The organism is Streptomyces sp. NPDC001544, assembly GCF_042894285.1.
Lineage (GTDB): Bacteria > Actinomycetota > Actinomycetes > Streptomycetales > Streptomycetaceae > Streptomyces.
Map to the genome: position 1 here is coordinate 34,682 of NZ_JBIAVN010000023.1, position 12,930 is coordinate 47,611.

Annotated in this window: 10 protein-coding genes; 7 read left to right on the forward strand and 3 right to left on the reverse strand. The window is 71.9% G+C overall.

The genetic code is table 11. The annotated features are described in order from the left end of the window. Positions 1-41: 41 nt before the first annotated feature. On the reverse strand, positions 42-1,622 hold the full coding sequence (locus ACFY0F_RS35740) for an alpha/beta hydrolase (protein ID WP_388804121.1): 1,581 nt from the start codon (positions 1,620-1,622) through the stop codon (positions 42-44). Positions 1,623-1,933: 311 nt separating this feature from the next. Further along, the gene (gene serC / locus ACFY0F_RS35745) at positions 1,934-3,052 is read right to left on the reverse strand and encodes a phosphoserine transaminase (protein WP_388804124.1); all 1,119 of its coding nucleotides are present in this window, start codon (positions 3,050-3,052) and stop codon (positions 1,934-1,936) included. 100 nt (positions 3,053-3,152) lie between these two features. Between serC and ACFY0F_RS35750 the strand changes: the two genes are divergently transcribed. The 6 genes from ACFY0F_RS35750 to ACFY0F_RS35775 all read left to right on the forward strand — a co-directional run bounded on the left by ACFY0F_RS35750 (position 3,153) and on the right by ACFY0F_RS35775 (position 11,652). After that, the gene (locus tag ACFY0F_RS35750) at positions 3,153-5,948 is read left to right on the forward strand and encodes an FAD-binding and (Fe-S)-binding domain-containing protein (RefSeq protein ID WP_388804126.1); all 2,796 of its coding nucleotides are present in this window, start codon (positions 3,153-3,155) and stop codon (positions 5,946-5,948) included. Positions 5,949-5,988: 40 nt separating this feature from the next. Then, positions 5,989-7,116, forward strand: coding sequence for a lipid II:glycine glycyltransferase FemX (locus tag ACFY0F_RS35755; protein ID WP_388804129.1), 1,128 nt, complete (start codon positions 5,989-5,991; stop codon positions 7,114-7,116). A 211-nt stretch (positions 7,117-7,327) separates the two neighbouring features. Further along, entirely contained in the window at positions 7,328-7,459 is a 132-nt protein-coding gene (locus tag ACFY0F_RS35760) for a hypothetical protein (protein WP_388804132.1), read from the forward strand. A 107-nt stretch (positions 7,460-7,566) separates the two neighbouring features. After that, positions 7,567-9,639: an ABC transporter ATP-binding protein gene (locus ACFY0F_RS35765; protein WP_388804309.1), complete on the forward strand. Its 2,073-nt coding sequence runs from the start codon at positions 7,567-7,569 to the stop codon at positions 9,637-9,639. 44 nt (positions 9,640-9,683) lie between these two features. Beyond that, a complete protein-coding gene (locus ACFY0F_RS35770) occupies positions 9,684-10,595 on the forward strand; it encodes a DMT family transporter (RefSeq protein ID WP_388804135.1) in 912 nt (303 codons plus the stop codon). Between the two features lie 64 nt (positions 10,596-10,659). After that, complete coding sequence (locus ACFY0F_RS35775; protein ID WP_388804138.1) at positions 10,660-11,652, forward strand: aldo/keto reductase; 993 nt, start codon at positions 10,660-10,662, stop codon at positions 11,650-11,652. A gap of 119 nt (positions 11,653-11,771) precedes the next feature. Here ACFY0F_RS35775 and thpR read toward each other — a convergent pair whose 3' ends face one another. Continuing rightward, positions 11,772-12,356, reverse strand: coding sequence for an RNA 2',3'-cyclic phosphodiesterase (gene thpR, locus ACFY0F_RS35780; RefSeq protein ID WP_388804141.1), 585 nt, complete (start codon positions 12,354-12,356; stop codon positions 11,772-11,774). Between the two features lie 40 nt (positions 12,357-12,396). Here thpR and ACFY0F_RS35785 point away from each other — a divergent pair, with 40 nt between their 5' ends. Further along, positions 12,397-12,909 (forward strand): GNAT family N-acetyltransferase, encoded by a 513-nt coding sequence (locus tag ACFY0F_RS35785; RefSeq protein ID WP_388804144.1) that lies wholly within the window; start codon positions 12,397-12,399, stop codon positions 12,907-12,909. The last annotated feature ends 21 nt before the right edge of the window (positions 12,910-12,930 follow it).

Sequence of the window (12,930 nt, forward strand, 5' to 3'; positions counted from 1 at the left end):
CGCCCTTCCTGCGTTCCGTGTGGCCCGTCAGGGCCCAGAGGTCAGAAGCGGGGCGCTCCCGGGGTGAACGGCGGCGCCGGCACGAGGGGCCGGCTCAGTCCGGAGCCCGTACGGGCGGGCGCCTTGCAGGTGACGTCCGCGGCGGGAAGCCGTCCGTTGCCCAGGTAGGCGTTGACGGTGCGGTCGGCGCAGGAGTTCGGGTCATCGCCGTAGACGCCGTGGCCCTCGCCGCCCTTGACGTACACCATGCGCGAGCCCCTCAGCGCGTGGTGCATACCGAGTCCGCTGACCAGGGGCGTCTGGGAGTCCCACTGGTTCTGGACGGTGAGCAGGCCGGCGTTGGTGTCCACCTTGGTGACGGGCTCGGTCGGCTTGTCCCAGAACGCGCAGGGCGTGATGTTGGAGCCGAAGTCGCCGTAGAGCGGGTACTTCGCCTTGTCCCGGATCGCGTCACGCCGGTACTGCTCGGGGTCGCGCGGCCAGGCCGCGGTGTCACCGCAGACCACACTCCAGAAGACGGCGGTGCCGTTGTCGGCCGGCGGCTGGGCGGCGCGCGTGGTGAACCGGCTCGGGCTCGGCCGGTCGTCGGCCGCGGGGAAACGGCGGAGGGCCGCGTGGCCGTCGGCGGCCTTCTTCAGGTCGGCGACCGTCTCGGCCGCTGCCTCGGGGCTGAAGAACAGGGCGCGCACGCCGGCACGGATGTCGTCGCCGGTGACCTTCTGGTCGCCGTCCACGATGGGCGTGCGGTCGGCCCGGGCGACCAGGTCCCAGAACGTCTTCTTCACCTTGGCCGGGGTGGTGCCGAGTTTGTAGGTGCGGTCGTGCTGTGCGGTCCACTTCGTCCAGCGGGTGAACGCCGGCTCGGTGCCCTCCGCCCAGACCTGGATCATGCCGCGCCACACGCGTGCCGGATCGACCGAGCTGTCCAGCACGAAGCGGTCGGTCTGCTTCGGGAACATCTGCGCGTAGACGGCGCCCAGGTAGGTGCCGTAGGAGTAGCCCAGGTAGGAGATCTTCTTCTCGCCCAGCACGGTGCGGATGACGTCCATGTCGCGGGCGGTGTTGCGGGTGGTGACGTACCGCAGCGTGTCGCCGTTCTTCGCGCGGCACTTGTCGGCGACCCTCCGGGCCCACTTGACGTCGTTACTGAACGTCTCCGCCCTGTAGGCGTGTTCGAAGTTCTGGTCGGTCTCGTTGAGACCGCAGGTGAGGGGGCTGCTGCGGCCCACGCCCCGCGGGTCGAAGCCGACGAGGTCGTAACTCTCGCGGACCTTCCTGGGCAGCGCGTCCTTCATCATGTCCGGCATGTCGAGGCCTTCGCCGCCCGGACCGCCGGGGTTGAACAGGAGCACACCGTGCCGCTTGCCCGGGACGCTGGTCTTCATCCGGGAGATGGCCAGCTTGATCGTCTTGCCGTCGGGGCGGCTGTAGTCGAGCGGGACTTTGATCGTCGCGCACTGGAGCGCGGCGGGCATCGATGGGTCGCATCTGTGCCACGCGGGCGTCTGGTCGGTGAATCTCCCCAGCGGTTCCGCCGCTGAGGCCTGTGCCGGGGCGAGCGCGGGGACCAGTGTCGCCGTGATCCCTGCGGCGAGCACGGGCGCGAGGCGTCCTATCCGCACGATGGCCGTTCCTTTCCGTCAACTGCCTGGACGGGACGACCATTTCGTGCCGGAGCATGCGAGCGGAACCGACTACGGGTCCGTCTTGCTCCGTCTTCGGGAGGAGAGAGAAAGAGACGTGCGGAGGAGAACCGGAACGGGCTGATTTCCGTCCGCGTCGTGCCGACGGCCGCCGGCACGACGAAAGGCGCCCCGCGGTACTCCGCGGGGCGCCCCTCGACATCCGTGGACGCGACATCCGTGGACGCGTCATCCGTAGCTGCGTCAGCCGTACATGCGTGACGTGCGTACGGCCTGTCGTACGAAGATGATCAGAGCTTCTCGATCACGTAGTCGACGCACTTCGTCAGCGCCTCGACGTCCGCCGGGTCGATCGCCGGGAACATCGCGACGCGGAGCTGGTTGCGGCCGAGCTTGCGGTACGGCTCGGTGTCGACGACGCCGTTGGCGCGCAGCACCTTGGCGACGGCCGCCGCGTCGATCTCGTCGGAGAAGTCGATCGTGCCGATGACCTGGGAGCGCTTGGCCGGGTCGGAGACGAACGGGGTCGCGTACTTGGACTCCTCCGCCCAGTTGTACAGACGGGTCGAGGAGTCCTTCGTGCGGGCCGTGGACCAGGCGAGGCCGCCCTGGCCGTTGATCCACTCGAGCTGCTGGTTCAGCAGGAAGAGGGTGGCGAGGGCCGGGGTGTTGTACGTCTGGTTCTTGCGGGAGTTGTCGATCGCCGTCGGCAGGGAGAAGAACTCCGGGACGTGGCGGCCGGACGCGTGGATGCGCTCGGCGCGCTCGATCGCGGCCGGGGAGAAGACACCGATCCACAGGCCGCCGTCGGAGGCGAAGGACTTCTGCGGGGCGAAGTAGTAGACGTCCGTCTCGGCGACGTCGACGGGGAGGCCGCCCGCGCCGGAGGTGGCGTCCACCAGCACCAGCGCGCCCTCGTCGGCGCCCGCGACCCGCTTGATCGGGGCGGCGACACCGGTGGAGGTCTCGTTGTGCGTGAAGGCGTAGACGTCGACGCCCGCCTCGGCCTGCGGCTCGGGGTGGGTGCCGGGGTCGGAGCCGATCACGGTGGGCTCGGCCAGCCAGGGCGCGAGCTTCGCGGCCTTGGCGAACTTCGAGGAGAACTCGCCGAAGTTCAGGTGCTGCGACTTGTTCTCGATCAGGCCGTGCGTGGCGACGTCCCAGAACGCGGTGGAGCCGCCGTTGCCCAGGACGACCTCGTAGCCGTCGGGGAGGGAGAACAGCTCGGAGATGCCCTCGCGCACCTTGCCGACCAGGTTCTTCACCGGGGCCTGGCGGTGGGAGGTGCCCATCAGGGACGTACCGGTGGCGGCCAGCGCGTCCAGCGCTTCCGTCCGCACCTTGGAGGGGCCCGCGCCGAAACGTCCGTCGGCGGGCTTGATGTCAGCGGGAATCTGGATCTCAGCCACGAGGCGAGGTTAGCGGCTGGGGGAAACCTGGGCGAAACCTCGTCCGTCGGGTGAGACGGCGTTTCTCCCGAGGTGGACGAGGGGCTGGTTTGCTGGACGCATGAGGGATCTCGAAGCGGAGCTGCGGGCCGCCGTCCGGGGCGAGGTCGCCTTCGACGTCACCGCACGCGCCCTGGTCACCATGGACGCGTCCAACTACCGGCGGGTCCCGCTGGGGGTGGTGGCCCCCCGGGACGCCGAGGACGTGGCGGCGGTGCTGGAGGTGTGCCGGGCGCAGGGGGTGCCGGTGGTGGCCCGGGGCGGGGGCACGTCGATCGCCGGGCAGGCGACGGGCACGGGTGTGGTGCTGGACTTCACCCGGCACATGAACCGGCTGCTGGAGCTCGACCCCGGCTCCCGGACGGCGGTCGTCCAGCCGGGGCTCGTACTGGACCGGCTCCAGGAGGCCGCCGGCCCTCACGGTCTGCGGTTCGGCCCGGATCCGTCCACGCACAGCCGGTGCACGCTCGGCGGGATGATCGGCAACAACGCGTGCGGCTCGCACTCGGTGGCCTGGGGGACGACGGCGGACAGCGTCCGGGAGCTGGACGTCATCACCGCGCGCGGGCGGCGGCTGCGGCTCGGCAAGGGCTGGTCCGGTGCCCCGGACGGTCTGCGCGTGCTGGTGGAGGGCGAGCTGGCCCGGCTGCGCACCGGCTTCCCGGAGCTGCCCCGCCGTATCTCCGGGTACGCGCTGGACGCCCTGCTCCCCGAGAAGGGCGCCGACGTCGCCCGTGCCTTCTGCGGCTCCGAGGGGACGCTGGGCGTGCTGACGGAGGCGGTCGTGGGACTGGTCGAGGCGCCACGCGCGCGTGCCCTGGCCGTGCTGGGTTACGCCGACGAGAGCGCGGCCGCCGATGCCGCCGCCGGGCTGCTCCCGTACAGCCCGCTCACCGTGGAGGGCATGGCGGCCGACCTGGTGCGCTCCCCGGCCGGGCTGCCCAGGGGTGCCGCGTGGCTGTTCGTGGAGACCGGCGGGGACACGGAGGCCGAGGCACGCGCGCGTGCGGAGGCGATCGTGCGGGCGGCCGACGTCGTGGGCGCCTCCGTGGTCGCCGACCCGGGTGAGCAGCGCGCCCTGTGGCGCATCCGCGAGGACGCCTCCGGCACGGCGACCCGGATGCCCGACGGTTGTGAGGCCTGGCCCGGCTGGGAGGACTGCGCGGTGCCGCCCGCCCGGCTCGGCGCCTACCTGCGCGACTTCCGGGCGCTGCTGTCCTCCCACGGCCTGCGCGGTACCCCGTACGGCCACTTCGGGGACGGCTGCATCCACGTCCGCATCGACTTCGACCTGCTCACCGAGGCGGGCGTCGGCCGCTTCCGCCGCTTCTCCGAGGACCTCGCCGACCTGGTCGTGGCCCACGGCGGCTCGCTGTCCGGGGAGCACGGCGACGGACAGGCCCGCGCCGAACTGCTGCCCCGGATGTACGGCGACGAACTGGTGGCCCTGTTCGCACGCGCCAAGGCCGTGTGGGACCCGGACGACCTGCTCAACCCGGGCATGCTGGTCCGCCCGGCCCCGCTGGACGTCGGCCTCCGCTTCTCCGTGCTGCCGCGCGAACCCGTCGACGTGGCCTTCGGCTACCCGGCCGACGGCGGCGACTTCCGGGCCGCCGTGCGCCGGTGCGTCGGGGTGGCGAAGTGCCGTACGACGGTGTCGGCGGGCCCCGCCGTCATGTGCCCGTCGTTCCGGGCGACCGGCGAGGAGGAGCATTCCACGCGCGGGCGGGCCCGGCTGCTGCACGAGATGCTCGCGGGCGGGCTGGTCACCGACGGCTGGCGCTCCACCGAGGTCCGGGACGCGCTGGACCTGTGCCTGTCCTGCAAGGGCTGCCGCTCCGACTGCCCGGTCGGGGTCGACATGGCCACGTACAAGGCGGAGTTCCTGCACCACCACTACCGGGGGCGGCGCCGCCCGGCCGCCCACTACGCGATGGGCCGGCTGCCGCTGTGGCTGCGCTGGGTCGCCCGCACCCGCACCGCGCGGCTGCTGGGCGCCCTCGCGCGCGTACGGCCCCTCGCCGGGGTGGCCCGGCGGCTGGGCGGGATCGCGGCCGAGCGGGAGATTCCGCGGGTGGCGGAGGAGACGTTCAGCCGGTGGTGGCGACGGCAGGGGGGCACGGCCGAGGGGAGGCGGCCCCTCGTCGCCCTCTGGCCGGACACCTTCACCGAGCACCTCTCGCCCTCCGTGGGCCGGGCGGCCGTCCGGGTGCTGGAGGCGGCCGGGCTCGGTGTCGCGGTGCCCGCGGGCGGGGTCTGCTGCGGGCTGACGTACGTCTCCACGGGCCAGCTCGACCACGCCCGCAAGGTGATGCGCCGCACCCTCGACCTGATGGACCCGGTCCTGGAGGCGGCGACCCCGGTGGTCGTCCTGGAGCCGAGCTGCGCCGCCGCGCTGCGCACCGACCTCCCGGAGCTGCTGCACGACGACCCGCGCGCGGCACGGCTGGCGGCGGCGGTGGTCACCTTCGCGGAGGCGCTCCAGCGGTACGCCCCCGACTGGACCCCGCCGCCCGTGAACCGGCCCGCCGTCGGCCAGACCCACTGCCACCAGCACGCCGTCCTCGGTGACGACCCCGACCGCCGGCTGCGCGCGGCGGCGGGCCTGACCGGCGAGCTGAGCGGCGGCTGCTGCGGGCTGGCGGGCAACTTCGGCTTCGAGCGGGGCCACTTCGAGGTGTCGCGGGCCTGCGCGGAGGAACAGCTGCTGCCCTCGGTCCGGGCGGCACCGCGGGGGGCGGTGGTCCTGGCGGACGGGTTCTCCTGCCGTACGCAGCTGGAGCAGCTCGGCGGGGTGCGGGGGCGGCATCTGGCGGAGGTGCTGGCGGATGCCCTTGGTCAGCCGCCTGGGGCGTGATCAGCTCATGATCAGCCACCCTGCGAAAGGAGCCACTCCCATGCCCGTGCCCCTGACCCTCCGGCCCATCACCCGTGCGGAGCATCTGGCGTTCGTCGCCGCCCGCCCCTCGGTGAGCCATATGCAACTGCCGTCCTGGGGGGACGTGAAGCCCGACTGGCGGGCGGAGAGCCTGGGCTGGTTCGACGGGGGTGGGCGGCTCGTCGGGGCGGGGCTGGTGCTGCTGAGACCGCTGCCCAAGCTGAAGCGGTACCTGGCGTACCTGCCGGAGGGCCCGGCCATCGACTGGCACGCTCCCGACCTGGAGCGCTGGCTGGACCCGCTGCCGGCGTACCTGAAGGGGCGCGGCGCCTTCTCCGTGAAGATGGGGCCGCCCGTCGTCGTACGCCGCTGGAGCGCGGAGGCGGTGAAGGCGGCCATCGCCGACCCGGGCGCGCGGCGGCTGCTTGACGCGGAGGCGACGACGGTCGAGCCGGCCGCCTTCGAACTCGCCGACCGGCTGCGGCGCATGGGCTGGCAGCGGACCGAGCCGGGCGGCGAGGACGGCTTCGCCGCCGGACAACCCCGCTACGTGTGCCAGGTCCCCTACGCGGGACGCTCCTTGGCGGACATCCACCAGGGCCTCAACCAGCAGTGGCGGCGCAACATCAAGAAGGCCGACAAGGCGGGCGTGAAGGTCGTGCGCGGCGGCCACGAGGACCTGCCCGCCTTCTACACGCTGTACACGGAGACCGCCGAACGCGACCGTTTCATGCCGCGCCCGCTGCCCTACTTCCAGCGCATGTGGACCGCGCTCACCGCCGAACACCCCGACCGTATGCGGCTGTACCTCGCCCACCACGAGGGTGACGTGCTCGCCGCCGCCACGATGATCACCGTGGGCAAACACGTCTGGTACTCCTACGGTGCCTCCACCAGCCGCAAGCGCGAGGTGCAGCCCAACAACGCCATGCAGTGGCGCATGATGGCCGACGCCCACGAACTCGGCGCCGCCGTCTACGACTTCCGGGGCATCACCGACACCCTGGAGGAGTCCGACCACCTCCTCGGCCTGCTCCGCTTCAAGGTCGGCGCGGGCGGTGAGGCCGTCGAGTACCTCGGCGAGTGGGACTTCCCGCTGAACCGGCTGCTGCACAAGGCGCTGGACGTCTACATGGCCCGGCGCTGAGGCCGCGTTCTCAGGTTTCTCAAAGAAACCCCCGCCTCGCAAAGGAACCACCCAGCTCCCCAAGCAACTCCCAGGTAATGACAGGGAGTTCACAGCGCTCCTTTGCCATTTTTGCCGTTCGAGAGCAGGGGAAGTGTGTAAGTTTCCTGGTGTCGGAATCCGGAAACGGAATTCCGCGGACCATGGAACTTCGAAACACCAGGAGTCGGTAATGAGCTTCAAGAAGCTTGCCCCGCTGCCCCCGAAGCCCAAGTCGAAGCAGCTCCCCCCGCCGCCGAAGCCGAAGCCGAAGAAGCACGCCCACAAGCCGCTTCCCAAGCCGCTGCCCGGCCAGGACCACTGATCCGACGCTGAGCAAAAGGGGGTCGATGGTGCACCGTCGACCCCCTTTGCGCATTCCTGAATTCCATATGCCCGGGGGACGGAAAGCGGAGGGAGTCTGAAATGGATATGGACGACGGCGAGGGCGGCGAGCTCGAACACGAGGACACGCCCACCATTCCCGCCCGCACCGCGTTCCGTCGTTTCTGGCCGCTGACCAAAGGACTGCGCCGCTGGCTCCTGGCCGTCTGGATCTGCACCGTGCTCGCCGCACTGGCCGAGACCGAGGCCATCCTGCTGTTCGGCGACCTCACCGACAACGCCCTGGAGAAGGGCTCCCTCGGCGCGTTCTGGTCTCCCGCGGTCAAGTGGCTGGGCGTCGCAGTGGTCGGCGCGGCCGTCGCGTACGCGGGCAACTCGCTGGCCGCCTGGGCGACCGAACGCTTCGTGATGCGGCTGCGCGAGCACGTCTTCGACCATGTGCAACAACTGCCGCCGCACTTCTTCCAGCGCCACCGTCAGGGCGACCTGCTCTCACGTCTGACCGGTGACGTCGAGGCGATCGAGACGATGGTCGTGTCGGGGCTCGTGGGAGCGGCGTCCGCCGCCTTCAGCGCGCTGTTCTACGCGGCCGCCGCGTTCTGGCTGCGCTGGGACCTGGCCGCCGCCACCTTCGTCCTCGCCCCCCTGTTCTGGCTGGCGGCCCGCCGCTTCTCCGGCGCCATCAAGGACGTCTCCCGCGAGGGCCGGGTCGCCGACGGTGCGATCACCTCGGTCGTCGAGGAGTCCCTCGGCAACATCGTGCTCACCCAGGCCTACGACCGCCGGGACGCGGAGCGGCGCCGCCTGAACGAGGAGGCGACCGCCTGGTTCCGCGCCTCGGTGCGCTCGACCCGCCTGAACGAGGCGTACGAGCAACTGGTGCAGGTCATCGAGACGGTCTGTGTCCTCGCCGTGATCGGCATCGGCGCCTGGGAGATCTCCACCGGCCGTATGAGCCTCGGCCAGCTCCTCGCCTTCGCCGCCTTCCTCGGCTACCTCTACCCGCCCGTACGCGGCCTGGCCCAGCTCGGTCTCACGGTCACGGCGGCCACCGCGGGCGCCGAGCGGCTCATCGAGATCCTGGACGTGCGGCCCTCGGTCACCGACCCCGACCGCGGCGGCACGCAGACCGGCCGTCCCGACGGCACGGTGGAGGTGCGGAACGTGTACTTCGGCTACCCCGGCACGCAGAAGCCCGCGCTCAAGGACCTCTCCTTCACGGTGAGCCCCGGCGAGCTCGTGATCGTCACCGGCCCGAGCGGCGCGGGCAAGTCCACGGTCTCCAAGCTCCTCCTGCGCTTCTACGACCCGGACGCGGGCGACCTGCTCCTCGACGGCGTGCCCCTGCGGGACTTCCCCCTGGCCCGCCTGCGCGAGTACATCACCCTGCTCCCCCAGGAGACCCTGGTCCTGCACGACACCGTCCGCGCGAACATCGCCTGCGGCCGGCCCGGCGCCAGCGACCAGGCGATCGAGGAGGCAGCGCGGGCGGCCGACGCCCACGACTTCATCGTCCGGCTCCCCGACGGCTACGACACCAAGGTCGACCCGGGCTCGGCCCGCCTGTCCGGCGGCCAGCTCCAGCGCCTGGCGATCGCCCGCGCGATCCTGCGCGACGCGCCGGTCCTGGTGCTGGACGAGCCCACGACGGGCCTCGACGCGATGGCCGCCCGCCGTGTCGTCAAGCCCCTGCGCCGTCTGATGAGCGGCCGCGCGACCATCATGATCACCCATGATCTGAACCTCGCCCCCGACGCCGACCGCATCCTGGTCGTGGACCGGGGCCGCATCGTGGAGACGGGCCGCCACGAGGAGCTCCTCGCACACGGCGGGGCGTACGCACGACTGCACCGCTCGCAGAACAGCGCCGGCGCCGTGATGGACACCGGCGAGCTACGGCTGCCGCTGTCGTTCGAGACCGGGCAGGGGATGTACGTCCAGGCCGAGGGGGACGCGCGGGTGGTGCAGGGGTACGGGCAGGCGCACGACGACGGAAACGGGTACGGAGGGTACGGCGGCTACGCCCACTCCCCCGGGGGCTGGCCCGATCCCGCCGCCCAGACCTACGGCCCCGGCGTCCCGAGCCACTCCCACTACGACGGCCGCCCCCTGTTCCGCGACGAAACGGTTTATTACACTGGACCGGGAAGTGCATCGTGATGCACGATTGCTGACCCACCAGCCCCCAGCATCAGGACCGCCCCGTGAGCCCCTCCCCCACCGCCCCGCCCTCGTCCCCGCCCCTCGCCTCCGGTGACGGTGGCCGCGCGCCCCGCCGGTTCGGTTCGCTCGGGCCGGTGGGGCTGGTGTTCGCCGGCGGTGTCTCGGTGCAGTTCGGCGGTGCCCTCGCCGTGACCCTGATGCCCCGGGCCGGCGCGCTCGGGGTGGTGACGCTGCGGCTGCTGGCGGCGGCGCTGGTCCTGCTGGCCGTCTGCCGCCCCCGGCTGCGCGGCCACTCGCGCACCGACTGGGGCACGGTGGTCGTCTTCGGCATCACGATGGGCGCGATGAACGGCCTCTTCTACGAGGCGGTGGCCCGCATCCCCCTGGGAGCGGCGGTCACCCTGGAGGTCCTGGGCCCCCTCTCCCTCTCGGTGCTGGCCTCCCGCCGCGCGGTCAACGCGCTGTGGGCGGGGCTGGCCCTCCTCGGCGTCTTCCTGCTGGGCGGCGGGGGGTTCGGCGACCTCGACCTGCCGGGCACGGCCTTCGCACTGGGCGCGGGGGCCATGTGGGCGGCCTACATCGTCTTCAGCGCCCGTACGGGCCGCCGCTTCCCGCAGGCGGACGGGCTGGCACTGGCGATGGCGGTGGCGGCGGTGCTGTTCCTTCCCCTGGGCATCGCGGGGTCGGGCGGCAGGCTCCTCGACCCGGTGACGATCGCCCTGGGCTCGGCAGTGGCGCTGCTGTCCTCCGTCCTGCCCTACACGCTCGAACTGCTCGCCCTCCGCCGCCTGCCCGCCCCCACCTTCGCCATCCTCATGAGCCTGGAGCCGGCCATCGCGGCGACGGCCGGTTTCCTGATCCTCGGCCAGACCCTCTCCCTCCTGCAGACCCTCGCCGTCGCCCTGGTGATCGCGGCCAGCATGGGGGCGGTGCGGACGCAGGTGGGGCGGTGACGGTACGTGCGCGTTCATGTGGTCCCTTGCGTAGAGCGCACTCCAAGCCGTTGGCTTGTGCCTCATGGAGTACACGCAGCTCGGACGTACCGGACTCAAGGTCAGCCGACTCGTCCTCGGTACCATGAACTTCGGCCCGCAGACCGATGAGGCCGACAGTCACTCGATCATGGACGCGGCGCTGGACGCGGGTATCAACTTCTTCGACACCGCCAACGTGTACGGGTGGGGTGAGAACAAGGGCCGTACCGAGACGATCATCGGTAACTGGTTCGCCAAGGGCGGCGACCGCCGTGACAGGGTCGTCCTCGCCACGAAGGTCTACGGCAACATGGGCGCCGACGGCCCGGCCTGGCCCAACCACGACAAGCTCTCCGCGCTGAACATCCGCCGGGCGGTGGACGCCAGCCTGAAGCGGCTGCAGACCGACCACATCGACGTCTACCAGTTCCACCACGTCGACCGGAACACGCCGTTCGAGGAGATCTGGCAGGCGATCGACGTCCTGGTCCAGCAGGGCAAGGTGCTGTACGTCGGTTCCTCCAACTTCCCCGGCTACAAGATCGCCCAGGCCAACGAGGTCGCCGCCCGGCGCGGCGGGACGATCGGGCTGGTCAGCGAGCAGTGCCTGTACAACCTCGCGGAGCGCCGTGCCGAGATGGAGGTGATCCCGGCCGCGCAGGACTACGGGCTCGGGGTGATCCCGTGGTCGCCGCTGCACGGCGGGCTGCTGGGCGGGGTCCTCAAGAAGGAGGTGGAGGGCGGGCGCCGGGCCGGCGGGCGGGCCGCGGACTCCCTGGCCAACGCCGCTGTCCGCGACCAGATCCAGGCTTACGAGGATCTGCTCGACAAGCACGGGCTCGCGCCCGGTGAGGTCGCGCTCGCGTGGCTGCTCACCCGGCCCGGGGTGACCGGTCCGATCGTGGGCCCGCGCACGGCCGAGCAGCTCGCGTCCGCGGTGCGGGCCGTGGAGCTGGAGCTGTCGGAGGAGGTCCTGACCGGGCTGGACGAGATCTTCCCGGGTCCGGGACCGTCGCCGGAGGCCTTCGCCTGGTAGCGGGCGAGGCGGCGGCGGTCTACTTTCCGACCGCCGCCGCCACCGCCACCGCCACGAACATCAGCACGAGCGCAACGGCCATGATCCGGTTCCGGGTTTTCGGGTCCACGCGTCCGAGCCTAACCGGCCCCGCCGGCGACGGTTCCGAGTGGCCAGCGGTCGACGGCCTCGTACCGCGGTTGTTCCCCGGGCACCCCTGACCGCGGCAGGTGGCTGCGCACCAGCACCAGCTCCCGTACCGTCCAGGTGCTGCCGGTGAATCCGGTGAGGGAGTCGACGTACGGGCGTACGTCCACGGCGTCCCGGCTCCTGGCCACCGTCAGGTGGGCCTTGTACCGGCGGTGCTCCCCCATCGGCACGCCCGCCTTCCGCGCCGCCGCCTCCGCGCGTTCGGCCAGCAGCCGCAGGGCTGGCAGGTCGCCCTCGGCCCCCGTCCACAGGGCGCGGCCGTGACCGAACTGGCCGCCGCCGCGCAGGGCCAGCGGGAAGGGCGGGGTACGGGCGGCCGCGCGCCGCAGACGGGCGGACAGGTCGGGTACGAGCTCCTCGCCGACCTCGCCGTAGAAGGCGAGGGTGAAGTGCCAGCCGGGGCGGCCGGTCCAGCGCAGCGCGTCCGCACCGGGGAGCTTCTTCAACTGGGCCACTTCGGCGGCGAGTTGCTCGGTGACGTCCGGCGGGGGCAGCACGGCGGCGAAGAGTCTCATGGGCACCAGGGTGTCATCGGGGGGCTGCCATGATGAGGTGATGGAGATCAGAGTCAGAGAAGGCGGCCCCAACGACGTCCCCTTGATACTCGGCATGCTCGACAGCTCGGTGGAGTGGCTCGTCGCACAGGGGCGGACCCGGCAGTGGGGGACCGAGCCCTGGTCGGAGAATCCCCGGGCGGTGGACATGGTCCACCGGTACGTCGCGGAAGGCTCGCCCTTCATCGCCGAACTCGACGGCGTTCCGGCGGCCACCCTCACACTCGGCAAGGCGCCCGGCCCGTACCTGGAGCCCGCCGACGAGCCCGAACGGTACATCCACCTGCTCGCCTCGGACCGCCGCTTCAAGGGCCACGGCGCCGGCGCCGCGCTGCTGGCCCACGCCGTCGAGGAGACCCGCCGGGCGGGGGTGTCGCTGCTGCGCGTGGACTGCTACGCGGGCGACGACCGCAAGCTGGTCGCCTACTACGAGAGCAACGGCTTCACGCCGACGGAGGCCTTCACCTACGGCGAGGACGAGTGGCCGGGGCAGGTGCTGGCCCGGAGGGTGTAGCCCCCCCGGGCCCGGGCTGCC